The 26815-nt window shown below is 47.2% G+C and carries 16 protein-coding genes; 5 read left to right on the forward strand and 11 right to left on the reverse strand.

Going from position 1 to position 26815, the window contains the following annotated elements; translation table 11 throughout:
- The 3 genes from AC1DCV_RS05275 to AC1DCV_RS05285 form a co-directional block, all read right to left on the reverse strand.
- On the reverse strand, nucleotides 1-1470 hold the full coding sequence (locus AC1DCV_RS05275; protein ID WP_477022190.1) for a cobyric acid synthase: 1470 nt from the start codon (nucleotides 1468-1470) through the stop codon (nucleotides 1-3).
- 161 nt (nucleotides 1471-1631) lie between these two features.
- Entirely contained in the window at nucleotides 1632-4241 is a 2610-nt protein-coding gene (locus AC1DCV_RS05280) for a M1 family metallopeptidase (protein ID WP_477022191.1), read from the reverse strand.
- A gap of 188 nt (nucleotides 4242-4429) precedes the next feature.
- Nucleotides 4430-5002 (reverse strand): HdeD family acid-resistance protein, encoded by a 573-nt coding sequence (locus AC1DCV_RS05285; RefSeq protein WP_477022192.1) that lies wholly within the window; start codon nucleotides 5000-5002, stop codon nucleotides 4430-4432.
- Nucleotides 5003-5171: 169 nt separating this feature from the next.
- Between AC1DCV_RS05285 and AC1DCV_RS05290 the strand changes: the two genes are divergently transcribed.
- On the forward strand, nucleotides 5172-6083 hold the full coding sequence (locus AC1DCV_RS05290; protein ID WP_477022193.1) for an acyl-CoA desaturase: 912 nt from the start codon (nucleotides 5172-5174) through the stop codon (nucleotides 6081-6083).
- Between the two features lie 92 nt (nucleotides 6084-6175).
- A complete protein-coding gene (gene mgrA, locus AC1DCV_RS05295) occupies nucleotides 6176-7168 on the forward strand; it encodes an L-glyceraldehyde 3-phosphate reductase (protein ID WP_477022194.1) in 993 nt (330 codons plus the stop codon).
- A 61-nt stretch (nucleotides 7169-7229) separates the two neighbouring features.
- On the opposite strand, the gene AC1DCV_RS05300 is transcribed toward mgrA, so the two are convergent.
- Nucleotides 7230-8312: an NADH:flavin oxidoreductase/NADH oxidase gene (locus AC1DCV_RS05300; protein ID WP_477022195.1), complete on the reverse strand. Its 1083-nt coding sequence runs from the start codon at nucleotides 8310-8312 to the stop codon at nucleotides 7230-7232.
- Between the two features lie 131 nt (nucleotides 8313-8443).
- Here AC1DCV_RS05300 and AC1DCV_RS05305 point away from each other — a divergent pair, with 131 nt between their 5' ends.
- A complete protein-coding gene (locus AC1DCV_RS05305) occupies nucleotides 8444-13321 on the forward strand; it encodes a PKD domain-containing protein (protein WP_477022196.1) in 4878 nt (1625 codons plus the stop codon).
- 120 nt (nucleotides 13322-13441) lie between these two features.
- On the forward strand, nucleotides 13442-14176 hold the full coding sequence (locus AC1DCV_RS05310; protein WP_477022197.1) for a phytanoyl-CoA dioxygenase family protein: 735 nt from the start codon (nucleotides 13442-13444) through the stop codon (nucleotides 14174-14176).
- Here the strand turns inward: AC1DCV_RS05310 and AC1DCV_RS05315 are convergent.
- The 6 genes from AC1DCV_RS05315 to AC1DCV_RS05340 form a co-directional block, all read right to left on the reverse strand.
- Nucleotides 14153-15388 (reverse strand): MFS transporter, encoded by a 1236-nt coding sequence (locus AC1DCV_RS05315; RefSeq protein ID WP_477022198.1) that lies wholly within the window; start codon nucleotides 15386-15388, stop codon nucleotides 14153-14155. The two genes, AC1DCV_RS05310 and AC1DCV_RS05315, sit on opposite strands and share 24 nt — an antisense overlap.
- On the reverse strand, nucleotides 15388-17991 hold the full coding sequence (locus tag AC1DCV_RS05320) for a glycoside hydrolase family 2 protein (RefSeq protein ID WP_477022199.1): 2604 nt from the start codon (nucleotides 17989-17991) through the stop codon (nucleotides 15388-15390). Before AC1DCV_RS05320 ends, AC1DCV_RS05315 begins: the two co-directional genes overlap by 1 nt.
- Before the next feature lie 78 nt (nucleotides 17992-18069).
- Nucleotides 18070-19878 (reverse strand): RagB/SusD family nutrient uptake outer membrane protein, encoded by a 1809-nt coding sequence (locus tag AC1DCV_RS05325; protein WP_477022200.1) that lies wholly within the window; start codon nucleotides 19876-19878, stop codon nucleotides 18070-18072.
- Nucleotides 19879-19905: 27 nt separating this feature from the next.
- Nucleotides 19906-23457, reverse strand: a complete 3552-nt coding sequence (locus AC1DCV_RS05330) for a SusC/RagA family TonB-linked outer membrane protein (RefSeq protein WP_477022201.1) — start codon at nucleotides 23455-23457, stop codon at nucleotides 19906-19908.
- Nucleotides 23458-23514: 57 nt separating this feature from the next.
- Nucleotides 23515-24552 carry a FecR family protein gene (locus AC1DCV_RS05335; protein ID WP_477022202.1) on the reverse strand — a complete coding sequence of 346 codons (1038 nt, stop codon included), beginning with the start codon at nucleotides 24550-24552 and terminating at the stop codon, nucleotides 23515-23517.
- Nucleotides 24553-24619: 67 nt separating this feature from the next.
- Nucleotides 24620-25231: an RNA polymerase sigma factor gene (locus AC1DCV_RS05340; protein WP_477022203.1), complete on the reverse strand. Its 612-nt coding sequence runs from the start codon at nucleotides 25229-25231 to the stop codon at nucleotides 24620-24622.
- Between the two features lie 105 nt (nucleotides 25232-25336).
- Here AC1DCV_RS05340 and AC1DCV_RS05345 point away from each other — a divergent pair, with 105 nt between their 5' ends.
- Nucleotides 25337-25504, forward strand: a complete 168-nt coding sequence (locus AC1DCV_RS05345) for a phosphatidate cytidylyltransferase (protein WP_477022204.1) — start codon at nucleotides 25337-25339, stop codon at nucleotides 25502-25504.
- 58 nt (nucleotides 25505-25562) lie between these two features.
- Here AC1DCV_RS05345 and AC1DCV_RS05350 read toward each other — a convergent pair whose 3' ends face one another.
- Nucleotides 25563-26603: a hypothetical protein gene (locus AC1DCV_RS05350; RefSeq protein ID WP_477022205.1), complete on the reverse strand. Its 1041-nt coding sequence runs from the start codon at nucleotides 26601-26603 to the stop codon at nucleotides 25563-25565.
- Nucleotides 26604-26815 lie beyond the last annotated feature (212 nt).

Genomic DNA, 26815 nt, shown 5'->3' on the forward strand with positions numbered 1-26815 from the left:
TTATAATTCCAGTGCCTTATAAACAGCTGAAAGATCCAGATGTTCACGTATATGCGTTGCTAGTTTATTATATTGCGCTTCCTTAAAGCTCCGATAGTCGAAATCCTTTACCACGGCTACTTTTCCACATTGTGCCAGTAAATCACTTACCACTGTATCATTGTCGAGGATACCATGCAGATAGGTACCCCAGCATTGAGGACTGAGGAAATATCCATCTGTGGCGCCATTGGTGAGTTCATTGAGAGGAGAAGGTTTTTGGGTACTGGTTTCGCCCATATGAATTTCATATCCCTCACATATTTTTTCCTGGTGACGGTAACGAAACGTACGTTGCTGCGTAGTTTTTTCCCTGGTAAGTACTGTTGTTACGGGTAATATGCCCAGTCCGGGGATACTTGCTATTGGTCCCTCCACCCCGAAAGGATCCGCCACCTGCTCTCCCATCATCTGGTAACCACCACAGATACCTATCACCACTTTATTTCGTTTGTGCGCTTCCGTTATCGCACGGGCCGTACCGTTATTCCGGATAGCGATGAGATCTTCAATGGTATTTTTGCTGCCAGGTAGTATAATAATATCAGCAGTAGCCAGTTCCGCCGGATTATCTGTATAGAAAAGATGTACCCGCTCATCTTTCTCCAGTGCGTGGAAGTCGGTGAAGTTAGACATATGTCGTAACAGCACTACTGCTATATTTACGCGGCCGGTTGTTTGTCGTTTATGCTTTAACGATAGTCCCAGGGTATCTTCTTCTTCAATATAAATATCATGGTAGTAGGGCAATACCCCTGTTACGGGTACGCCGGTAAGGTTTTCCAGTAGTTTACGCCCATCCTCAAACAAGCGGATATCTCCTCTGAATTTATTGATGATGATGCCTTTTATCAGTGCTTTTTCTTCCGGTGGCAGTAAAGCAATAGTACCGTATACGCTGCCAAAAATACCACCGCGGTCAATATCTGCAACCAGGTATACTGCGGCACCGGCATGCAGCGCAATACGCATATTGGTAATATCTTTCTGCCGGAGATTGAGTTCAGAGATACTGCCGGCGCCTTCCATTACCACCGGGTTATATTGGTGAGACAGCCGGTTAAATGATTGCTTCACCTCTTCAAACAAGGCGCGTTTATCATCTTCCATGAAGTATTCCCAGGCAGATTGGTTGCCGGCGGGTTTGCCATGAAGCACCAGCTGAGCAGTTTGATCATTGGTAGGTTTCAGCAGCACAGGGTTCATATCAGTATGACAGGGTACGCCTGCCGCTTCTGCCTGCACCGCCTGCGCACGGCCTATTTCCAGGCCATCCGGAGTAGCGTAGCTATTGAGAGACATATTCTGCGCCTTGAAAGGCGCCGGTGTGTATCCATCCTGTTTAAAAATACGGCAAAACCCGGCAGTGATGACACTTTTGCCCACATCAGAGGCAGTACCAACAAACATGACAGGCCGTAGGTGTTTCATATGCTTCTCGTCTTTAAGTGGGACGAAGATATTTAAAATAGCAGAAGGCATGAAGCGGAAAGTAAAAAGCTATTGAAGCGAATGATGTGAGCGAGGAGATATTCGCTTCATTCACATCATTCGCTTCAATAGCTTTTTACTTTCCGCTTTACGCTTTAGGCTTATTTAAATATGTCGTCACTCAATCCGCTATTCACCGTAACTGTTTTCAGTTTAAGATCGGTGTTATATCCGCCGCTGTTGGTGGCTATTTTAAACGGAAACATGATACCACTCACTTCATGGTAATCACCATAATCAGTGGTTGTTTCAGTACCACCGCCTTCCTGTCCGGCAAGTGATACCCCACGTACTTTGAATCCGGTTTTTGCATCAAAATAATAACGGAATAAGGCGCCGTTAGAAGTCGCAATGCTGACTACGTAGCTGGGGATACCATTAACATCTTCCAGTGTGGGTGAGAGTTCCAGCTTCGCGTTATTTTCCGGTGCCGCAAAATACAGTTCAGGGAACATCAGGTATTTATCCTTCAGCATTGCTTTATCAGCAGGTGAGAGCGTTATTGGCTGTCCGCTGCGGGACATCGAGATATTGTTACCGTTGATCAGCAATTTCATGGCTGTCAGATTAGCAATAGGAATAAATACGGTGTTCAGTACTTTGTCCGGTTGTTTTGCTTTCACGGTGTATTCGAGTGCAGTACCGCTTACATCTCCTGTTTCCAGCAAGGAAAGATCCTTTACTGCTTTCAGTTTATCTGCGCCGCCGATGGCATCGATATATTTATTTAATACAGCCGTTGCCGTAGTACCGGCAGGTATAGGCTGGCCTGCATCTGCTTTCCAGCTGTTGTTAGCCGGATTAACATCAGGATAATTCCCAGCAGGATCAATGACTACGCTGCTTAACTTCACGGTAGACGGATAGTGGAAAGTCCAGGTAGCACTGCGCTGCCATACTTCTACCGGCAGGCGTACGGTATCTGTTTTACCGTTTACATCTTTTATAGCAATAACTACGGGCATGGGCAATTGCTCCAGGTTCTGCAGGGTAATCATTGCACCTTGTGCGGGATCATTCTTTACATATTGTACATTCTTCACCGCCTGATCCAGTTTCCAGGTATTGAAGAACCAGCCACGCCAGAACCAGGCGAGGTCTTCGCCGGAAGCATTTTCCATACTACGGAAAAAATCCCAGGGGGTAGGATGTTTAAACGCCCAGCGTTTAATGTATTCCCGGAATGCATAATCAAAACGTTCCGGTCCCAGGATTTCATTACGGAGCAGGTTCAAACCCAGTCCTGGTTTGAAATATGCCGCTACGCCCAGGTAATTCATGTCGAGTATATCCGGTGTGGTTAAAATAGGTTCTGCCCTGGAAGAGAACAACATTGGCGCCATTCTCTGCACTGGTTGAGGGCTGCTGTATTCACCTTTATTAAATGCTTTAGTAGAGATACCGTTGATAAAAGTATTAAAGCCTTCATCCATCCAGGCATATTTACGTTCGTTCGAACCAACGATCATAGGAAACCAGTTATGGCCAAATTCATGATCGGTTACGCCCCACAGGCCACCTCTGGTAGATTTCCAGGAGCAGAAAACGATACCGGGGTATTCCATTCCTCCTACCGTACCCGCCACATTGGTAGCTACCGGGTAAGTATATACGAACCACTGGTTGGAGTAATGTTCAATACAGCCTTTTACATATTCGGTGGATCTGCCCCAGGCATTGTTACCGGCTACTTCCAGCGGATAGAGCGACATGGCCAGCGATTTTTTACCACCGGGTAAATTGATGCGGGCCGCGTCCCATATGAAAGCGCCGGAGGCGCCCCAGGCCACATCACGGGAATTCTGACACACAAAATGCCAGGTACGGTTACCTTTTGCCGCGATGGTATTAATATCTGTGCTGTCGCGGATAAACACGGTCTGATCACTGTTGCGTGCTTTAGCGAGACGACTGATTTCTTTGGGTGATAATACCTGTGCTTCGTTTACCAGCTGACCGGAGCCACTCAGCACCATATTGGCGGGGGCGGTAATGCTGTAATCGAAGTTGCCGTACTCCAGGTAAAACTCTGATGCGCCCATGTAGGGAATATTATTCCATCCGAGTACATCATCATATACAGCCATACGGGGATACCATTGTGCAATTTCGTATATCCATCCGTTGGCGGTGCGCAAGCGGGCGGTACGATCGGTACCATATTCCGGAATAGCGTAGGCATATTCGATTTTGATCTGCAGTGCAGTACCCGATTTCATGGCTTCTGCCAGTTTAATCTGCATACGGGTATCATTCACCAGATAGTTCGCGGCAATCGTTTTACCGTTGCTGATGATACTAACTGTTTTCAGTTCAAAGCCCTGCGTATAATTTCTGTTGGCAAAGCGATCTCCGGAAACAGCTACCGTTTTGGAACCCCGGGAGTCTTCCCGGTACACGTTCTGATCCAGCTGCAACCATAAAAAAGGCAACTGGTCCGGGCTGTTGTTTTTGTAAGTAATGACTACAGTCCCACTCAGCCTGTGCTGCAATGTATCCAGGGTTACATCCAACTTATAGTCGGCAGCATTCTGCCAGTATTTGGGGCCCGGCTGTCCGCCGGCACTGCGGAACTCATTACCCGGAGCCGGATAAAACAAAGGAGCAAAAGCCTCATGCTGGTCGTATTTAGACGTTGTTTGGGCCGCTCCCTGCTGTATCCCTGCGCATAGTAACAAGGACGCAATAGCATAGATTTTGTTGATTTTCATCGGAAGAGAAAAGATTTAGATGGACCGAATATACTGGAAAAAAGCAAAAAGCAGAAAGCCGAAAGTAAAAAGCATAAAACAGAAAGCCGAATGCTTAAAGCAAAAAGCTATTGAAGCGAATGACCACACGATAAATATTTTCGCGTTGATCATTCGCTTCAATAGCTTTCTGCCTTTTGCTTTAAGCTTTAAGCTCCGAGCAGCTCTTTCTTCACTTGTCGCAGGCGGAAGGCGAAAAGGATGCTGAGTATGCCTGTTGCCCAGAAGGCGGCGGCCATCAGCCCCAGTATGGCAGCTACACCGAGTGTCGGGTTATCCAGTATAACAATAGCGATGATAATTAAGATGATTCCTCCTACCAGCAGCCAGCCCCAGTTGGGAATTCTGTCCGATTGCAGCTGAATAGAAAATCCTATCAGGCTGATACCTTTAAACATAAACCAGAAGGCCAGGAACAGGGGTATGACGGCCATACTGACGGCTGGGTAGCCTATCAGGATCCCCCCTATCACTACATCCACGACCCCGGAAGCCAGCGACCAGCCCCACCCGGTATGTCCTTTACGATTGCCGAGTGCAAAGGCTATTTCGAAGATCCCTGTCACAAACAATGTAACGCTGAAAAAAATACTCAACAGCACATAACTACTGAATGGATTGGAGAAAACAATAAAGCCCGCAATGAAGAATATGATTCCGTTGAGCAGATACAGCCACCAATATTTCACATTATTACGAATAGCAGAGATGAATTGTGACATAATAATTACTTTAATATTAAATAAAGGATAGTACTACGTTTTCCTCTAACACATCCTGCCATAAAAAGTTCGGTAGAATATAGCCACGGAAAAACCGGGGAAAGCACTTAACTTTGTCCAAATGATTTAAATCATAGATTTAACAACAGACGGAAATTATCTTTGTGGAATGAATAAGGCGATCAAGCAAGACAGAAAACCACCAAACTGGTGGCATCAGGCAGACTTCATGGGCATACACGCGGTGCCCTTATTTGCATTTTTTACCGGCACTACTGCATTTGACTGGATCTTATGTGGTGTATTGTACGTCATACGTATGTTTTTTGTAACGGCGGGCTACCATCGTTACTTCTCACATCGTGCATTTAAAACGTCGAGATTCTTCCAGTTTATTCTGGCTGGAGGTGCGCAGAGCAGCTTACAGAAAGGCGCTTTATGGTGGTCAGCTAATCACCGTATCCATCACAAGCATAGCGATACCCCTGAAGATCCGCATTCAGCGAATGTTTACGGATTCTGGTACGCACATATTGGCTGGATCATGGGGCCGGAGTACAAGCCTACCCGTTTTGACCTGATCAAAGATCACAAAGCCAAAGAATTAATGTGGCTGAACAAATGGCATTGGGTGCCCGCTATTATATTAGCAGTAGCAGTGTATTTTGTAGGCAATAAAGTGAATGGCACCGGCTGGTTCGACTGGACCGCAGGTTTATCTACGCTGCTGATCGGGTTCTTCCTGAGCACCGTGATATTGTACCATGGTACTTTTACTATTAATTCCCTGATGCACAAAATTGGTAAGAAGAGATATTATACCGGAGATGAATCCCGCAACAGTGCTGTCCTGGCATTGGTTACACTGGGAGAAGGCTGGCATAACAATCACCACTATTATCAGAGTGCGGCCAGACAAGGTTTTTACTGGTGGGAATTTGACATTACCTACTATGTTATCAAAACGTTAGGCTTGCTGGGCATTGTATGGGAAATACGCCCTATACCGGAAAAGCTGAAAGAAAGTAATAAACTGTCACAGTTGGCATCCCAACGTGTACCGGTTGAGGAAACACACTAATTACAACAAGAAATTGTATACAAAAGGGAAATATACCAGGGGGTATGTTTCCCTTTTATTTTTTATCTTGTCTCCCTAAAATCAGAAATTCCATGCAATACTCACCTGCAGCCGACAGATACAAAAGTATGACCTATAACCGTTGCGGTAAGAGTGGCCTTCAGCTGCCTGCCGTTTCGCTGGGACTATGGCACAACTTCGGTTCTATCGATAATTTTGAGAATGGACGCAACATTATCCGTAATGCTTTCGACAAAGGTATTACGCATTTTGACCTGGCCAACAATTATGGTCCGTTACCTGGTAGTGCAGAAGAAACTTTTGGCAGGGTTTTAAAACAGGATTTCACAGGTAATCTGCGTGATGAGCTGATCATTTCCACCAAAGCCGGTTATACTATGTGGCCTGGCCCCTATGGCGACTTTGGCTCCCGCAAATACCTGGTGTCCAGCCTGGATCAGAGCTTACGTCGTATGCAGCTGGAGTATGTAGATATATTCTATTCTCACAGGCCTGACCCGGCTACGCCGATTGAAGAAACCATGGGAGCGCTGCATAGCATAGTTCAACAAGGGAAAGCGTTGTATGTAGGTCTTTCCAATTATACGGCAGAACAAACCAGCACCGCTGTTGCCATCTTAAAATCACTCGGGACGCCCTGCCTCATTCACCAGCCTAAATACAGCATGTTTGAGCGTTGGGTGGAGAACGGCTTGCTGGATGTATTGGAAGCAAATGGCGTAGGCTGTATCCCCTTCTCTCCACTGGCACAGGGCTTACTGACCGACCGTTATCTGAAAGGCATTCCGGAGGGTTCACGTGCCAGCAAGCCTACTGGCTTCCTGCAGGAAGGTGAGGTAACACCTGAAAAGATTGAGAAAGTGAAAAAGCTGCATCAGCTGGCGCAGCAACGCGGACAATCACTTGCCCAGATGGCACTGGCCTGGATCCTGAAAGATAAACGTATTACTACGGTATTGATTGGTGCCAGCTCTGTAGCACAACTGAACAATAACCTGGATACCCTGCGGAATACTGCTTTTACGAAAGAAGAACTTGATGCCATCGAAGCGATACTGAAATAATTGCCAGGGCAGATATATAAATACAAAGGGGGACAGTATTACACCTGCGCCCCCTTTGTATTTACGCTATGTCTCTTTTCCTCATTTTTGCACGATCGTATTGTACCGGCCATGTTATGTCTGCATCGAGTTTATGCGCTGCATGTAAGGGAAAATAGGGACTTCTTAATAATTCGCGGGCCATCAGGACGATGTCTGCGCGGCCTTCTGCGATGATTCCTTCCGCTTCCTCTGCAGTGGTGATCATCCCTACGGCTCCGGTAGCGATGCCGGCTTCTTTACGTATTTTTTCCGCGAATGGCGTCTGGTACAGCGGTCCTACCTTGATTTGCTGATGTGCTGCCAAACCGCCGGAAGAGCAATCTATCAGATCTACTCCCTTGTCTTTCAGGATGGTGGCCAGTTGTACTGACTCCGCCAGATTCCAGCCCCCTTCTGCCCAATCAGTAGCGGAGATCCTGACCAGCAACGGATATTGTTCCGGCCATACTGTACGTACCGCTTCTACCACCTGTACCAGCAAGCGTATCCTGTTTTCAAAAGTACCTCCATATTCATCTGTGCGGTGATTACTGAGTGGCGATAAGAAGTTATGCAACAGGTAACCATGTGCTCCATGCAATTCCACTACCTGAAATCCGGCCTGCAAAGCACGGAGTGCAGCGGCCCTGAAATCGTCCAGTACCTTGCGTATGCCCGTTTCCGTGAGTGCTGCCGGTAACGGATATACGTCGTTGAACGGGATGGCGCTGGGCGCTACCACCTGCCAGCCCCCTTCTGCTGCCGGGAGTGCGCGGCTACCTTCCCAGGGCCTTAGTGTGCTGGCTTTCCTGCCGGCATGCGCCAGCTGTATACCGGGGATAGCACCCTGAGCGGCAATAAAAGTGGTGATTCTCTGCAGCATGGCAATATGTTCATCTTTCCAGATGCCCAGGTCATGAATGGAGATACGTCCTTCCGGTGATACTGCCGCTGCCTCTGTGAGCACCAGTCCTGCGCCACCTACCGCCCTGCTGCCCAGGTGTACCAGGTGCCAGTCATTTGCAAATCCGTCCTGCGAAGAATATTCACACATGGGTGATACTGCAATGCGATTGCGAAATACGATTTCCCTCAACGTAAAAGGACTGAACAAATGAGACATAATCTGTTGCTTTTAAGTTCTTTAAAATTAAGCATTTATCGTATAGCGATAACATAATATTCAAGTAACCGGATGTACCGGAAAATATGCCCGGAAATACTTAATTTTGGCACCTTATACCTATACATACGATGTATCTGTTCCCTGTCAAGCGCAACATTGTTGGCTCCCTGATGCTATACCTGTTTATCAGCCTTTTCAATATCCATAGTGCCCAGGCGCAGCAAAAAGCTGATTTTTCAGCTTCCGTTGTGAGTGATTGTGAATCTGTGAGTACCACCTTCACGGACTTGTCTACCGGTAGCCCGGTTTCCTGGCAATGGGATTTCGGTAACGGCAATACCAGTACGAAAAAGAAGCCTGCAGCTACTTATGTAAAGACCGGGAATTACACCGTTACCCTGAAAGTAACTTATGCAGATGGCAGTACCAAAACGGAAACCAAGGCAGACTACATACATGTAAGATCTAAGCCTACTGTGGATTTCAGTGTATCTTCCCCTAAAGGGTGTGTAACGTTCAGCCCCACTTTTACAGATAAATCCAAACCAGGAGATGGTACCCTGCAAAGCTATAGCTGGGATTTCGGCGATGGCGGCGCGGCGGAAAATGCAGGAAGTACTATCAGTCATAATTACACGGTGCCAGGTGTATATAGTGTATTGCTGACCGTTACTAACAGCTATGGCTGTACGAATTTTAAAGTAATGGACAAAGCAGTGGATGTAGCCGCGGCACTCAATGCTGATTTCAATGTTGCACAGAAAATACTATGTAAAGCGCCGGTAGATGCGTTGTTTACCAATACCTCTTCCGGTACCGGAACACTTGCGTATAAATGGGAGTTTGATGACGGCAGCAGCAGTACTGCTAAAGACCCCGGTAAACATACCTTTACCACTAAAGGTACACACAGTATAAAACTCACGGTGAGCAATGAACGGGGCTGCACAGCCACTAAAACCGTGGACGATATCAATGTGGGTAATTACGTGACCACGCTCAACGCTCCTGCGCTGATTTGCAGCGGTCAGAACGCTGATTTCAAAGCCACCTTTTCTCCTGTTCAACCTCAGAGCACCACCTGGGAAGTGAATGGACAGCCTGCATGGGCGTATTGGGATAATACCCTTTCTTACTATCCCACCACTGTCGGACCTGTAAAAGTGAAGGTGACCGCTATGTTCGGCAATTGTCCTGATGTAGTAGAAAAAACAGTGGACGTAAAACAAACGCCTACCGCAACGATCAGTACCGATAATAAACCTATTTGTGACGTACCAGCTACCATTAATTTCACGGGCAATACCACCGGGGCTGATAGCTGGGCCTGGACATTTGGTGACGGACAGGCGGCCTCCATCCAGAATCCTATACACACCTACAACCGGGAAGGTAATTTCAATATTTATCTGCAGGCGAAGAGTAAAGATGGTTGTATTGCCACCTCCTATTCCAGTTTATACATTTATAAAACATTAATTTCTGCTTATGCCACTAATTACAATGGCTGCGAAGGACTCTCCGCTACCTTTAATGCCGGCAGCAGCAGCAGTGACCAGATAAAAACCTATCTATGGAAATTCGGGGACGGAAGCACCTCCGCAGATCCTTCTCCCACGCACACCTACCCTAAAGCCGGTTCTTACACGGCTTCCCTGCAATACACTACCGTTAACGGCTGTACGGGAACGGTTAACCTTCCTTACCGGATGGACGTATATAAAAAGCCAACACCGGATTTCAGCTCTCCGAATGCGCCGGAAGTGTGTGGTAATTCCCTGACAACCTTCACTGACAAATCCGATGCAGGTACCGACTGGTACTGGGCTTTCGGTGATAACAGCTGGGGATCCGGCCGCACGGCTACCCACAGCTACGCAGAACCCGGTTACTACGATGTGACTTTAACAGTTACCAACGGTACCTGTCCGAATACGATTACAAAAAAAGCCTATATCAACGCAGTTAATCCTTTTCCCCGATTCAGGATTAACCCGGTAAATTGTGATCAGCGTACTACCGTTAGCGTTACCGAGTATTCACTGGGCGCTACAAGCTGGAAATGGAGCTGGGGCGATGGAAAGGATACCAGTTATACCACCCATAGTGATAACGTTACACATATTTATGCCAAATCGGGAATTTATACGATACAACTAACTACCTCTGACGGCCATTGTACAACGTATCTCACCAGCACAGTCAACATTATAGCCCCTTCTCCTGTAACGATTGCTACTGACAAGATTACATTATGCAGTAATGAAACAGTGGTTGGGCACGTAACGGCAGAAGATGCAAGCATACATGACAGCTGGGCTTATTACTGGCAGCTGGATGGTGCGGGTTATTCGTACTATGAAAATCACCAGGCGTATTCTAATCTTACACCAGGTAAACATACCATTAGCTTAAGGATACAGGACAGACTGGGTTGCCCTAACAACAGTAACAACATTGACATCACCGTACGCGGGCCATTGGCAGATTACAATCTTCCTTCGCAGGCACAATGTAAAGGGACGGAACTTACCTTCACAGACAACACAGATGTTACCAACAGCAGCGGGGTTAAAAAATGGGTATGGAATTTTGGAGATAATTCGGGTCCCCAGACCTACACCAGCGGACCATTTAAACACACCTATGCGGTAGCTGGCACCTACACACCTTCTGTCACTGTAACGGACAAGGATGGTTGCATTAATACGTTCGCCGGCAAATATTTACAGGTGAACGGGCCTTTGGCCGACTTCAACGCAGATGCCTACGTGGTAATGCCCGGCAGCTATGTGAATTTCTGGAACAGCTCTTACGACGTAGGAGGAAATATTACCGAACTTAAATGGGACCTGGGAGATGGCAACACCGCTACAGATCCATATTCCGTAACACACCAATACCCCGACAAAGGAGTGTTTCCTGTAAAGCTGCAGATCAAAGATAATAACGGCTGTACCGATGAAAAAACAAAGAACATCAAAGTATCTGCCGTGGGTGCGGGTTTCACTTATACCGGTACATTTGTAAACGGCAGTAACTGTGCGCCGATGATCTTCCGCTTTAATAATACGTCCATCAACTACAACACCTGTTTATGGGACTTTGGTGACGGGGCCACTTCTGATCAGGCCTTTCCGGTGCATACCTATACGGTGGCCGGACACTATAAAGTAACCCTGAAAGTAACAGGTATTGCAGATACAGAAGATGAATACACCGAAATGGCAGTGGTTAAGGGGCCATATGCTACCATTACCACCAGTGCTGAAGGGGGATGCCTGCAAAAGGAAATATCCTTTACGGTAAAGCCGGAAAATGCCACTTCTTTCAGCTGGGATTTTACAGACGGAGATGTGGAAGAAACAGATAAACTGGACATCACCCATCGTTTTACCGAGCCCGGGATATACAAGCCACGACTGTTGCTGAAAGACGATGCAGGTTGCAAAGGCAATGCCTTCCTGGATCATCCGATCGTAATAGATCAGCTGGATATTAAACTGCATCCTAATCCGGACAAGATATGTGGCGAAGGTACGCTGACCTTTGCGCCAACCTTCAACAGTTACTCTGTGGATGAGCTCAACATGCCTCCCGCCTTTACCTGGACTTATGATGCCTCCCTTACACCGACTAATATCAACACTACTACCCCTTCCTTTTACATGGACAAAGCGGGAGTGTATAAATTTGGACTTACAGCTACCACCAAATATGGTTGCACGCAAACGGTGGAAGAATCATATAACGTATATCCTCAACCGTTAGCCGTAATTACCGGTCCCGATGAAGTATGTAAAGACGCACCCATTACTTTTAGCGGCAGTGTCACCCGGACAACAGACGTGACCTGGGCCTGGGAATTTGGCAACAGTAAAACCAGTACCGTACAGCAACCTGCGGCACAGACCTATTCTACCACCGGCAACACTACCGTAACGCTGACAGTTACCAGCAAAGATGGCTGTGCTGATAAGACTACGCATCCATTGAATATATTGGCCTTGCCGGATATTAAAGCCAGTTCACCTACTGAATTTATTTGTTTGAATAACGCCACCATACTACACGCCGGAGGTGGAAGTATTTATGAATGGACGCCTGCTGCCAGCCTGGATAATCCTGCCAGTCCGGATCCCAAAGCAACTCCGACAGTTACCACTACTTACAAGGTAAAAGTAACAGACGCGAAAGGCTGCGTAAATACAGACCAGGTAAAAATAAGAGTAGTACAGCCCTTTACCATACATGCTACACCTGACACACTGTTGTGTTTGGGTGATAAGTTGCCATTACGGGTATGGGGAACAGATTACTATGTATGGCGCGGATTTGGGCTCGACAAGCCCGCCTCTCCTACTCCTGTTGCGACCATCAACCGTACCGGCCAGTATTCTTACGAAGTAACCGGTTATGATAAAGATAATTGCTTCTCGGACAAGACATCGCTCACTGTAAAAGTAAATCCTACACCGGTGGTAAGTGCCGGTATAGACCGGCAAACCATGGCGGGTGTACCCGTGTACCTTGCCAGCAATAACAGCAATGATGTGATCCGCTGGAGCTGGACGCCTGCTGAATATCTTGACTGTGCGAGCTGTCAGCGGGTACAGGCCCTTCCTAATCTCAGCACCCTTTACAAGGTGGAAGTAGAAAATGTATATGGCTGTAAAGCATCTGATGATGTGATGGTGCATGTGCTCTGCCAGCAGAGCGCCATTTTTATGCCGAATGCATTTACTCCCAACCAGGATGGCAGGAATGAAAGAATTTATCCTAAGGGTAAAGGTGTAAAGGAAGTGGAATGGTTACGCATCTATGATCGCTGGGGCACCCTGGTATTTGAAAGAACGCACTTCCCGGTCAACGTACCTTCCGCAGGATGGGACGGCCGTAGTAACAATAGAGAAGCGCCTTTGGGTACTTACATCTATTCTATGCAAACGGTATGTGAGAGTGGGGAAAAATTCGAATTCAAGGGAAATATTACGCTGATAAAATAATAAATTGTATAGCGGAAAAAGATAGTATACACCTATAATTGAAAAGAAAGGATCCAAATGATTCCCTGCTCATCAACAGAGGCTTTCACTGGATTAACAAATACCCAATGAATCGGTAATATGAACATCTCAGCACACCAGGAACATATCAGCAAGCAAGGATTTACCGTGATACCGGATGTATTTGACAAGTCCGCGATCGATGCGATGGTGACTGCTATCAACGATGCAGATCCTACCGGACCGTTATTCCGGAAGACGAAGGACCTTTTTGCTATCCGCCGGTTTCTGCAGGTAGTGCCGGCAATACAAACGCTTGTTTTTACAGCGCGCTTACAAGTATTGCTACAGCAGCTTTTTGGTGCAGGATATTTCCCGGTTAAATCCATCTATTTTGATAAGCCAGGGCAGTCTAACTGGTTTGTGGCCTGGCACCAGGACCTGACTATTTCTGTTGCGGAGAAGCTCCCGGTGGAAGGATATGGTCCGTGGACGATAAAGCCCGACCAGTATGCCGTACAGCCGCCTGTTGATATCCTGGAAAACAATTTCACTATTCGCATTCACCTGGATGATACTGATGACCATAATGGTGCTTTAAAAGTGATGCCCGGCTCACACCTGAAAGGCGTTTACCGGGCAGACACTATCGATATGAACGGCACAGGGTATGTCAGTTGTGCAGTACCACCTGGTGGCATGATGATTATGCGGCCGTTACTGATGCATGCTTCCAGCCGCAGCAGCAACAGACAAAATCGCAGGGTGATCCATATTGAATTCAGCAACCGTGCATTAGCCGGCGGTTTGCAATGGGCAGAGCAACTAACGCTACTCCCTCCCGCTGAAGCTTAATGTTTTATTGGTAACAATAGGTCTTGCCCAGAAGCCGATGCTTAAAATATATCCCATCGTCAGATACAGGAAACACAGACCAATACGCAGTCCCCAATGATCTCCCAGCCAGCCTACTATCAGCGGCAATACGGCGCCGCCGGTGATACCTGTTACCAGGATGCCTGAGAAAGAGCCATGGTGTTCTGATACAGAGTTGAGCGCCAGTGAAAAAATAATGGGATACATCACAGAAGCAAAGAAACCCACCATAGGAAACGCGATCCGGGCTACCGGGCCGCTGCCAAACAGCGCTGCGGTAAGACTGATCATCGCCAGCAGCGTAAAGCCTACCAATACTTTGCGGCTGTCTATCAGTTTCAGGAGAAGTAATCCCAATACACCACCTGCTGTCATCAAACCCCAGAAATACGCCACTGCATTAGCACCGGTCGTTTGCGGATCATAATGGTGATATACCATGAGGAACTGCGAAATCCAATTGGCAATCCCCTGCTCGGTTCCTACGTAACAGAACAAAGCAAAGAAATACAATACCACTACCGGTTTTTTCAGCAGATCGATATGTGTTTGCAAAGCACCTACCGTCTCTTCTTTTGTTAACGCTACGCTGGGAAATTTAGACAGTCCGATGATGGCGATCATCAGAATGCAAATCAACGTAAACAGCCAGTACAGCGAAATCCATGGTAAGTTAGCCGGTACCAGACCGGCAAAGGTATGCAGACTACCACTTTGTATATGCACTACCAGGTACGAATATACGAGCGGGCTCACAAAAGAGGCCAGACCAAATATCAGTTGCGCCAGCACGGAATTAAATGCATAATGCTCTTCCCCACCGGAAGTGCGCAGCAATGGATTAATGACTACCTGCAACATGGCCATGCCGCAACCGATTAAAAAGAGGGAGAGCACCGCAGTTAAGTAATTCGGGAAGCAGGATAGCAACAACGCGCCCAGGAAGGCTACTACAAAAGCTGCCATCATGATTTTCTTTTCCTTGTACTTTTCTATGAGCATTCCCGCAGGAATAGACATAACGCCATAAGCGATAAAGAAAGCGAAAGGCAATAGTGCCAMGAGCGTAAGACTCAGGTGGAAACCATTGATAATATCTGGTATCAGGGGACCTATGACATTCGTGAGAAAAGAAATCACGAAAAAGGTGAGCATGATTAAACCAACAATATAATAATTCCTGTTTTTCATTATTGATGAATTGGTACGATGTTCCAGCCACTTAAAGAAACCACCGCAGGTTGTTGTTGTAAATCTTTCGTATGTACGTATCCGTTAATTACCCTGCTTTCACCGGGTAGCAGCGTAAAGTCATTGTCTTCCCAGAACACCGGCACCACTGTTTCCCCGCTCTTGCGGCGGATATCCAGGTGTACCATAAATGCCAGTGTATTACCTGTATTTTTCAATACTACGCTGGCAAAAGTTGTATCTCTTTTGGCTAGCAGTTTCGACTGCATGTCCAGTTTTACAGCAGGTAGTTGCTGCAGGGAAGTGAGATCAGCAAACGCTGTTTGGGGCGTAACATACCAGTTTGTTTTGGCCGTATCCAGCAGGTCCTGCCGGGATGATAGCACATAAAAGTTACGGCTCACCGTTTTATCCTTGTCCTGCAGTTGCAAATCCAGGTACCAGGTGCCCGTGGCCGGCGATACCGGCAATGCGGGCAGGTGAATAGCATTTTGCGGCAGCAGGCCGGTGACCAGCGTATCTGTTTTATAAATAGTTTGCAGTGCAGCATCCAGCACATGAATACGGGCTTTCAGCTGACCGGTGGTATTACCGGTATTGTTGATTACATCTACTCCGCGGCGGCCATAGTTCCAGGAAATATGCAGGGGCTCTCCTGCTTTGCGGGCGCCGTAAAAGGCGGCAGTGGGCAGCAGGTAGTAGTCGTATAACTGCCACCAGAGTTTAGGCCAGGAAGAGTTGTACATCCATTGGATAATACCCGTAGCGGCAGGACGGTTGGCCGTAAATGCTTCCAGCATGGCACGCATACCTTCATAGTTGAGGTATTGTGCTTTGCGCAGGTAATCCTCCAGGCTAACGGCTTTGCCTAAACGTTTTTCCATGGCATTGTTGTAGTAGTCGAGATTATGGAACTCCCCTCTTGCCGCATGATACATCCAGGCGCCGGAAATGGGCCATAGGGAGTCTGCCGGGATCATCTTCCGCAGACTTTCCAGCATGGGTACCTGTGGACCAGGGCCTGTTTCTGTATTAAAGCCGAAGGCGCCGCCATTTTTATCATCGATGTACCAATAGTCTGGTGGCACATAATCATAGGGCCCGCGCATTTTTACGGCGGCGGGTCCGGTGAGTGTACTGGTATTATCATGGGCGGAGCTCAGTGAAGGGCGGGATGGATCGTATTGCCGCAGTATATCCAGGTATTGCTGTTCGAGCGCAGGGCGTGGGAGTTTATCGCTGCCATATACCCAAACGAATATGGAAGGATGGTTGCGCAACCAGATGATCTGGTCTTTCCAGGATTGTGCTGCAATAAATTGTTGTTCCGGTGTAATGATGCCGCCAAAGTCGTCTGCTTTTGTGCCCATGTAGTTATCCCATTCCCAGTGGGCGCTCCATCCTACCATGATGAGGATGCCTTTTTCGTCACACAGATCGTAGAGGTGCTCATTGTTGCCCCAGAAGCCTTCCATGCGGATAGTATTGAGGTTCATCTGAACGGCATAATCGATACCGGCGCGTTCATAATCGGTGGTGGCGTTGAGCAGCATGGGATCTGTCCATCCGCCGCCACGGATCAGCAATTTGCGGCCATTGAGGATATAGCCCCGATGTCCATCGGCATTGATATAGTCAGATACCTGCCGGATGCCGAATCTTGTTTTTCGTGTATCCGTTATCGTATTACCTGTTTTAAACTGCAGCGACAGTTGGTACAATTCCGGTTTACCCAGGTCGCGGGTCCACCACAGGCGGGGATTCCGGATAATCAGCGCCGGGTACTGCAGTGGTGTGAAGGTAAGTTGTTGGTGGCTGTTGGGGGTTAAGGTAATTTGTTGGGAAAAGTGGATATCGTCCTCGATATGTCCTTCCAGTGTACCTGTAACCGGCGCATTGCTTTCATTGCTGAGCACAGCACTCACGGTAACGGATGCACGTTTAAAAGCCACTGTATCCACCGTTGTTTGAACAAATGGTTGTGATATGGTGACGGGACCACTTAGCAGCAGTTGTACATCACGCCAGATGCCCATATTTTTATCGGGAGGTGCGGGATTCCAGTCTACGAACCCGAGTGTAGGCTCACCGGGCGCCGGTGCCGTCACCTTTACGGCCAGTACGTTGGTGCCGGTATGTACCAGTTGGCTCACATCAAATTTGAATCTGCGGAAACCACCTCTTATCGTATCTGTGGCCACCTGTTTACCATTCAGCCAGATCGATGCGCGGTAGTTGATACCGTTAAAGAGGAGCTGTACCACCTGTCCGGGGGCCATGGCAGGCAATTCAAAGGTAGTGCGGTGCCACCAGGGAGCTTTAAAGGGATCGGTGGCAATATGTTCCATATTGTTATGGAAGAAGATATCCTTGTAAACGCCATCTTCCACGAGGGATGCCATTACTGTTCCCGGCACTTTGGCGGGGTACCATTGCTCTGCGGAGAAGTTCATTGCCGTAATCTCTTTCCCGTCTTCCTTTACTTTAGCCGCTGACTGTATCTGCCATTTCCCCTCCAGTGGCTGCCTGGCAGTAATCCATTGCTGGGCGCGTACCGGCAAAGCAAGGCTCATTAACAGCGACAGGTAATAGCCGTGTTTCATGTAATTAATATTTTTGTAATGAGGATTGATAAAAGAGGGAAAGGCAACTGCCTTTCCCTCTTCATTAGATGTGTATGATTAGTAGCCCGTATTCTGGATAAGCACAGAGGCGCCGTTTTTCACGCTCAGATCTATCTGGCGTTGTGGAATCGGGTATCTGACATTTTTGGCGCCAAAGTTACCGGTGGCAATATCGGTAGTAATAGTTTTCTCGTAGCTGAAGTAGCGGTTCAGCTCTGTTTGTGCGATGCCCCAGCGTACCAGGTCAAAATAACGATGTCCTTCCATAGCCAGTTCCAGCTTACGCTCAAACTGAATGGCTTTCGTAGCCCATGCTTTGCCTTTTGCGGTAAAGGTACCGGCCGTGTATGTACTGATTTTATAATTAGCCGCAGGGGTATTGGTGTAACCAGCCAATGGATGTTCCGGATCGATGTAAGTCTTTACCCAGCTCACCGGGTTGGCAGCACGTGCACGCACTGTATTTACATGTTGCTGCGCAATATTCAGATCTCCTACCTGTGCCTGGCATTCAGCCGCCATCAGGAGTACATCAGAGAAACGGATCAGTACATAGTTGATAGCATTTCCCGGCGCCCAGCCATTACCATCATAAAATTTATCCTGTGTGGCCTGCATATATACATTTTTCACAGCGGAATAAGGGCCTGCAGAATGCTGGTCACGAATCCAATTGTTGCCCGGGTGATTACCCCAGTCAAGGAAAGGAATACCACGGCGGCCTACGGTCCAGTCGAGACGAGGATCCAGGTTGCCTTCATCCGGAGTAAAGGCTTCATCACTGGCAATGCCCATATCGTTTACAACAGGGTGGCTGTTGAAATCATCGATATATGGCAAACCGTTGGCATCAGTACGGAAGGAATTCACCAGGTCCTGTGTAGGCTGATAGAAACCACAGCAACTGAAGGGGCCATTATACGGGTAATTCAGCATCTCTCCCTGGTTAGCATTACCGGTACCACCGGAGCCATCATTTGCGCTGTATTGAATGGAAAAAACGGCTTCGCTGTTATTTTCTGTAAAAGCATCGAAGTTATCATGGAACTTCTGTACCAGTTCAAAATGGACACCTTTGGCTGTTTGGCCGTTGGCAATCACATCTTCAAAAATGGGCATCGCTTCCACATACTTTTTCTCATAGAGATATGTTTTAGCCAGGTAAGCTTTGGCTGCCCATTTATTGGCGCGGCCTATCACATCCTGTATCTCATTCAGGTTATCGGCGGCGTATTTGAAGTCAGCTTCAATCATTGGCCAGATATCCTTATCGTTGGGCACTTTATAATCATCTACATTCAGTTTGGAATAACTCTCGGAATTCTCGTCTACCCAGGGTACATGATCAAACATCTTTTTCAGATCTGAATAGAAATGTCCGCGAAGAAAACGCGCTTCTCCTGCCGCTTCCTTCTTTTCAGCTTCCGTCATATCAGTGACGTTCTTCAACAGGTGCAATACGAAATTACAACGGCGCACACCTTCATAATCTACCCGCCATTTCTCGTTGAAGAAACCATTGGTAGCGTTACCAACAAAAGTAGCTATCTGCAGGATAGCGGATGCATCACCGGGATCGCTCCCTTTGTGGGCATCACCACCGCATACGCTGCCATAGATCCAGTTATCAGGAGATACTGCATAACCACTGCCCCCGGAGAGATTGGTCAGGTCACCGTCCTTGAAATCCTGTCCGTCCAATGCACCATAAGCGCCGATCAACAGGGCATTGACACCTTTTTTATTGGTAAGTGATGATTCTTCCAGGGAAGACTGCGGGGTACGTTCGAGGAAACTCTTACTACAACCAGACATCAGGGGAGTTGCAAAAGCCACACTCAGTAGTATATGATAAAATGATTTCATGACCATACTTTTTTAAATGAGCAATTGTTAAAAACCCAGGTTAATGCCAATCAGGAACTGGCGTTGATTAGGATAAGCACCTTCATCTACACCAAAATCGGTAATATCTGAACCGCCAATTTCAGGATCCAAACCGGAGTATTTAGTGATGGTAAACAAGTTGGCTGCCTGCACGTAAACACGCAATTTTTCTATGCGTAAACGGCTAAGTGAACCTGCCGGGAAAGTATATCCCAGCTGCAGGTTCTTGGCACGCAGATAGGAACCATTTTCCACCATATAAGAGTTAGGCACTCCCTGGGTGCTGGTAGATCCGGCCACTTCCTGTATAGGCGCTTTAGCGTTTTTATGATCAGGTCTCCAGGAATCATACAGCGCGGTTTTGCTCTTGGCACTTTCAAAAGAAGGGTAGAAATCGCGCCACCAGCGTACGTTGTTCCAGATCTGATTACCATGGGTACCGAAGAGGAACAAGCTGAAATCAAAACCTTTGTAACTCAGACCGATATTCAATCCATAAGAGAAATCAGGGTTCGGATTGCCGAGGAAAGTACGGTCATCCGGTGTAATGATACCATCGCCATTCACATCCTGGTAGCGGAAACGTCCCAGTCCTTCGCCTTCCTGGTAAGTAGCATCCGGCGTGCTGGTAGCTTTCTGCGCCTGTTTATCTGCTTCTGCAATTTCAGCGGCGTCATTCCAGAAACCAATCACTTTATAACCGAAGAAAGAAGACACCGGTTGACCTACTGCATTACGGATAATATTACTACCATCAAAACGGCGGCCATCACTATCAAAATACTCTACTCCATCAGCAATTTTAACGATCTTGTTTTTATAAGTAGTCAGTGTACCAGTCAGGTTTATTTGCAGTTGTTTAGTGATATTTTTATGCCAGCCAATAGAGAAGTCGAATCCCTCATTCTTCATTTGTGCAATATTCACGTAAGGCTGTGCCGATGTACCAGCAAGACCAGGTAGTTCCGGGTTGTACAGCAGGTCCCTGATATCCTTACGATAATAGTCGGCGGAGAAATCCAACTCACCATTAAACAGGCTTGCATCAATACCGATGTTGGCATTAACATCACTTTCCCATTTTGCATCGGGGTTACCGATCTGGAAACTGGCAAAACCTGCGGTGAGACCATTATTCACACCGGCGAGGTCATAGTAGGTAGAACTGCGTTTACCACCATACAGGAAGTAACCGTTGTTGACGCCGAGATTTAGCTGGTTACCCATAATACCCCAGCCGCCACGGAGCTTCAGATCAGAGATCCAGCTCACCTTCTTCATAAATTCTTCCTGCGAAACACGCCAGCCGGCAGTAATAGCAGGGAAGGTACCGAAACGGTTATTTATAAATTTAGACGACCCATCCCGACGAATAGTAGCACTCAGCAGGTACCTGTCTTTAAAAGAGTAATCAATACGACCCAGTATGGAATACAGGCTTTCTGATTCGCGGGTGCTGTAGTTGGTTTGTACGCCGGTACCAGTAGTCAGATCGGGGAAGTAAGCATCAAAAGTGAAATAATCTTTTGTAGTACCGCCCACGCTTCTGTTACGGCTGTCAAATGCTTCCGTACCCGCAATTATTTTCAGGTCATGTACCTGGTTGAATGTCTGGTGATAAGTCAGGGTATTTGTCCAGGTCCATGCATGAGCGTTAGTAGATCCCTCTGTATAGGAGTTGCTGGTGGAGTTCTCCTTATTTTCATACTGCGGGAAGGTAAAACTGTGCGACCATCCGGAAGATATTTCACCACCGAAGCTGGTACGGAAGGTCAGGTATTTCAGGAAATCTACTTCTCCATACACATTACCAAACAAGCGGCTGTTAAAGCCTTTATTGTTACGGGTACGATACTGCATCGCCACCGGGTTAAAAGCATCCCCCAGCGCATCTCCGGCGGAACCGGCGAAGTTGCCTTTAATGTCGTACACCGGTATAATACTTTGCTCCCGCATAGCATGACCGATAGCGGCATCAGAACTATTGATTTCAACGGTAGGGTTTTCAGACATAGAGAATGCCAGGTTCTCTCCTACCCTGATATGATCCGTAATATTATATTGGGTATTGGAGCGGATAGTATACCTTCTCAGGTAGGTATTCATCAACGTTCCCTGCTGATTAAAATAATTCAGGGAGAAGAGATAATTACCTTTATCCCCACCACCGCTCACGGCCACATTGTGGCTGGTAATCGGGGCTGGACGGAATACTTCATGATACCAGTCGGTACCTGTTTTATTTGCCCTGGAGATCTGGTAGAAGTTACCATAATCTGTCAGGTCAGTATAATTCGGATTCAGATAATATTTGGAAGGGTCTACCCGTGGATCGCCTTCCATGGCTCCCGAAGGCAGAATATAATCAGGGATCCTGGGCGTGGCGCCGTTACCGTATTGCTCTGTGCCTGGGTCGATACCGGAGTTTTTGTACGCCAGCCATCTGAGGTCTGCCTGTTCCTGCGGATTGAGTGTATTCCATACATTACCTTTCTTCGGCTGCTGGCGGCCATAGTAGCCGTCGTAGCTTACTTTTACTTTACCGGAACCACGGCGGGTGGTGATGATGATCACACCATTGGAAGCCCGGGCACCGTAGATAGAAGAGGCGCCGGCATCTTTCAATACCTGCAGGCTGGCCACATCATTTGGATTGAGGTCGGCGATATCGGTGGTTGGTACTCCATCCACTACATACAGCGGGGAGTTGGAACCAAAGGTGTTTACTCCACGGATACGAATTTGTGGTGCTTGTCCCGGTTGGCCGGAGCCTATCACGGTTACGCCGGAAGCCTGTCCCTGTAACTGTTCTGTTACCTGGGCGGAAGGTTGTTTAATTAAGTTATCGATGTTTACCACTGCTACGGAGCCGGTAAGATCTTTCTTTTTCTGGGTGGTATATCCTGTTACCACTATTTCGTTGAGGGCGCTGGCGCCTTCTTTCAAAGTGATATTGATGAGTTGTCTACCGCTAATGGCTACACGCTGTGTTTCGTAGCCGATGAAACTGACTTCCAGTTCATCGTTGCTTTTACCGGGAGCGGAGATGGAATAGGTCCCTTCGGGGCTTGTCACCGTACCGATGTTTGTTCCGGTGATACGTACTGTTACACCTGGAAACGGGTTCCCTTTATCATCTTTCACCACCCCTTTCACGGGGTGTTGTTGCTGAAGTACACCTGATTCGACAGGCACTGGCGCCGGTGCTTTTTCGGTGACCATATAAAAGTGTTCCCTCACTTTTTCGTAGTGGAGATTGAAGGGCAAGAGGGCTTTGCCCAATGCTTCTTCGGGTGACTGACAGGTAGCAACAGACAGTTGTACCTTTTTATTTTTCACCAGGTTACTTTTGTAGGCAATAGAAACGCTGAAGCGGTCTTCGATGAGATGCAGCACTGTTTTCAGTGAAGACTCATCGGGTTGCAGCTCCTCACTGTTACCGGTTTCAGGGGGAATCTGCGGATTATTGGTGGCAGCGAGGTTCTGTGCCGACACCGTTTGGGATAGKAAATACAGGGCTAATGTTTGCATTAGCAAAACACGTAAACCTTTTTTCATCTTGAACAGGTTTTAACGATTAAGGAATAGACTACTTATAATAATGAGCGGCGATCTTTATTGTTTATGGATCCAGACTTCATCGCCTCTTTGGTTGAATTGCATACGGAAAACCTTTCCCAGCTGAGTCATCATGGTATCGGGGTTGTAAATGATAGGCATTGACCCTGATACCTTATATCGTAATAATTGTGTGTCGCGAACAATCAGTGTTTTACCAAACACCTGTTGCATGAAGGCGGCAGCATCTGTCAGTGTAAAATCGTCCATTACCAGTCGTCCTGTGTGCCAGGAGGTATAATGGTCTGCATCTACACTTTTCTTTGTATAATCGCCGTCCTGTTTATTGTATCGAACCATTTCACCCGGATGCAGGTATAGTTCAGCGGTTTTTCCCTTAACGGGTTCGCCTATATTGAGCAGTATACTGCCCTGTTGCAGCACTACTATAATTTCTTTCCCGGAACTGTTCACATTAAACTGTGTGCCCAGTACTTCCACATTGAGATTATCGTAGGTATGAACGATAAATTTCTGATGGGAAGCGGTATGTTTTACATGGAAGAAGGCTTCTCCATCGAGCCATACTTCGCGTTTCCCGTCTCCATTTACTGCATAAAGCAGTCGTGAGTCGGCGTTGAGCGTTACTTCTGAAGAATCAGGCAGTAACAGATTTTTGGTTTCGCCCAGCCGGGTATGTATGCTGACGATAGCTGGTTCATGGCTGGTTGATTGCCATTTCCACCAGGCGCCTGTTAGCAGGATCCCCAGTAACACTGCTGCTGCATATTTCCAGGTGTTTTTCCACCAGGGTATGCGGGCTATATCGTTTGTTGTTTCTTCCTCTTCTGCGAGCCCATTCCATATTCCTTCCCATAGCTGTTCCTTGTCCGTAGCGGAGAGGGTGTATGAGCGGAATCTGATACTATGCACCAATTGCCGGGCGTTGCTGATGATGGGCTCCTTGTCAGGATTTTGCGCGAGCCACGTTTCCCAAAACACATTTCTTAGCTCCGGGTGCAATACCCATTCCTGGAAATCCTCATCCATTGCAAACTCCCTGGCCGTGTATGATAAATAGTTGCTGGCTGCCAAGAGAACATGCTTTTTCTTAAAGAGACCTCCATGAAAGAAATCTCATCACTTTTTTCAAAATATTTTTTTATTTGCTTAAAAGCAGCAACAGGAGCGGCAGAGAAATGTTTTTCTTGAGGATGCCGATTGCTTTGGAGATGGTATTATAGACAGAATCTACCTGCATAGACATAATATCTGCTACTTCATCGTAGCTGAGGTTCTGGAAGAAGCGGAGATAGATGGCCTCACGCTGGCGGCGGGTGAGAGTAGCCAGACCTTCCTGCAGGAGGCGTTTCTGGGCTTCGAGGGTTTCCTGCTGAATGAGTTGATTTTCGAGGGGGAGGGTATATTCAAATTCAAAGGCTTCCCAGGACTCGCGGTGCTGATAGCGGCGGTCTTTACGGAGAGCCCGGAGCAGGCGCCTTCTCAGGCTGCTGATCAGGTAATAGCGTACATTCTGAATGTCGGCAGACAAGTGTGCCCTGCTGATCCAAAGATCCTGGAACAGGTCCTGCAAACAGTCCTTTACCCTTTCCTTTTCCTGGCAAAAATGCATACCGTAGTGAAAGAGGTCATCGATGTGCGCATCATATATTTCGGCGAAAGCGTGGCGGTCACCTTGTAGAAAGAGTCCCCAAAGTGAGGAATGGGAAGCCACCACGCGCAGGCCTGATTTATAGGCTTTCCCTGTATTCATACATGTCCTGGTTGATCATCTAAAGCTTGTGAATTATTTTGACACCTGCAAATATATTTTGGTACAGGATATGTCTTGGTGTGTATATCATTAAAACTGAACGATATGAAACACCTCACTTATTGGTTGCTGTCATGCCTGGTACTTTTCCTCAGTAGTTGCGAAGTGATAGGCGGAATATTCAAAGCTGGCGTATGGACAGGGATACTTGCCGTAGCAGTGGTAGTGGGCCTGATTATATTTTTGATTAGCCGTGGCGGGAAACGGGGATAATAAATTACCGTATAAAAGCAGCCCTGAAACGGTTATGTTCAGGGCTGCTTACTCATATTTATCGTTTAGCCTCCAGGCTTTCGATACGGCCTTTCAGGGCTGTATTTTCTTTCTTGAGCTCAATCATATAAAGGGTTAACTCCTCTACCTTGCGGAGCAGTATTTCATTCATGCTTCCCAGGTCTGCACTCCCCTCTTTCTTCACTTCTTCTGCAGAAGGCACACCGGGTAAATGCTGATGTTTCCGGATGTATTCTTCGAGTTCCGGCAGTCCAGGCAATTGATAAGATGTGCTGAATACGTAGTCCGGCCAATCGGCAGCGTTAGCGGTCACTTTTACGCGTGTGGCTTTAATATCACCATTTACTGCCAGCTTAGCCGTGGGATTACTGGTGCCGATACCAATGTTTCCATTTGAAGTGATGCGCATTCTTTCAGCACCGGAGGTGCCCAGCGTGATGTTCTGGAAGCGATCCGGTTGATTGTTTGCGTACCCCGACAGGTCAATAAAAGACTTTGTGCCCGCGTTGGTTCCACCGCCCGCACTCAATCTCAGGAAACCGTCATCGCCTCCATACCAGCTCGGACTGGTACCCCGTATTTCTCCTGTCATCGTTTCCTTTGTTATCAGAGGCCTTGCCGTGACAGCGTTTACGCCTGAGAAAATAGTGACCCCACCATTCACAGCAAATGTTGTTGGCGGATCAACCGTGCCGATACCAACATAGCCATTGGGTTTGAAAACCATCCAGGGTGTGAGGTGAGCGCTTTCCGCGGTTAAATTGCCGCCTATATAAGCATAATTCAATGCGCCGGCATTACCAAAAGCGCCGAATGATGCCATTTTCCCGGTACTCCCCGTAGAGATACTGAATTCCCTGGCCCAGGGGCTGGTAGGATTGGGCAGATTTATCGCCATACCCCAGGGGTAGCCAATGGGATCGGATACTTTAATATTGCCGCCGTTCACGTGCAGCAAAGCAGTGGGCGTTTGGGTTCCGATGCCGACGTTGCCGGTATCGCCGATGAGATTTGTTTTTACTTGTGCATGCAGATAGAGTCCTGACAAGAGGAATAACAGGGATAAATAATACTTCATGTAATTACGTTATTATGGCTTTGGTTAACTAAATTAATAGCACAGATATTATGGCTGCAAATATAGGCATCGATAAAATACTGATGGTGATAAAGTTATTGCCAGGTACATCAACTAACACAAAATGAAAATATTATTTTTAATAAATTAATTTTCAAAATTACCAGGTGTTTAAATCAAGCATCGAGCCTGATACTTCACCACCTTCTTAA

Source organism: Chitinophaga sp. 10T418, assembly GCF_056394125.1.

What these genes read in the sequence shown, in the direction of transcription:
- AC1DCV_RS05275 (WP_477022190.1), bottom strand. Translation starts at nt 1,470, where the DNA reads ATGAAACACCTACGGCCTGTCATGTTTGTTGGTACTGCCTCTGATGTG.
- AC1DCV_RS05280 (WP_477022191.1), bottom strand. Translation starts at nt 4,241, where the DNA reads ATGAAAATCAACAAAATCTATGCTATTGCGTCCTTGTTACTATGCGCA.
- AC1DCV_RS05285 (WP_477022192.1), bottom strand. Translation starts at nt 5,002, where the DNA reads ATGTCACAATTCATCTCTGCTATTCGTAATAATGTGAAATATTGGTGG.
- AC1DCV_RS05290 (WP_477022193.1), top strand. Translation starts at nt 5,172, where the DNA reads ATGAATAAGGCGATCAAGCAAGACAGAAAACCACCAAACTGGTGGCAT.
- mgrA (WP_477022194.1), top strand. Translation starts at nt 6,176, where the DNA reads ATGCAATACTCACCTGCAGCCGACAGATACAAAAGTATGACCTATAAC.
- AC1DCV_RS05300 (WP_477022195.1), bottom strand. Translation starts at nt 8,312, where the DNA reads ATGTCTCATTTGTTCAGTCCTTTTACGTTGAGGGAAATCGTATTTCGC.
- AC1DCV_RS05305 (WP_477022196.1), top strand. Translation starts at nt 8,444, where the DNA reads ATGTATCTGTTCCCTGTCAAGCGCAACATTGTTGGCTCCCTGATGCTA.
- AC1DCV_RS05310 (WP_477022197.1), top strand. Translation starts at nt 13,442, where the DNA reads ATGAACATCTCAGCACACCAGGAACATATCAGCAAGCAAGGATTTACC.
- AC1DCV_RS05320 (WP_477022199.1), bottom strand. Translation starts at nt 17,991, where the DNA reads ATGAAACACGGCTATTACCTGTCGCTGTTAATGAGCCTTGCTTTGCCG.
- AC1DCV_RS05325 (WP_477022200.1), bottom strand. Translation starts at nt 19,878, where the DNA reads ATGAAATCATTTTATCATATACTACTGAGTGTGGCTTTTGCAACTCCC.
- AC1DCV_RS05340 (WP_477022203.1), bottom strand. Translation starts at nt 25,231, where the DNA reads ATGAATACAGGGAAAGCCTATAAATCAGGCCTGCGCGTGGTGGCTTCC.
- AC1DCV_RS05345 (WP_477022204.1), top strand. Translation starts at nt 25,337, where the DNA reads ATGAAACACCTCACTTATTGGTTGCTGTCATGCCTGGTACTTTTCCTC.
- AC1DCV_RS05350 (WP_477022205.1), bottom strand. Translation starts at nt 26,603, where the DNA reads ATGAAGTATTATTTATCCCTGTTATTCCTCTTGTCAGGACTCTATCTG.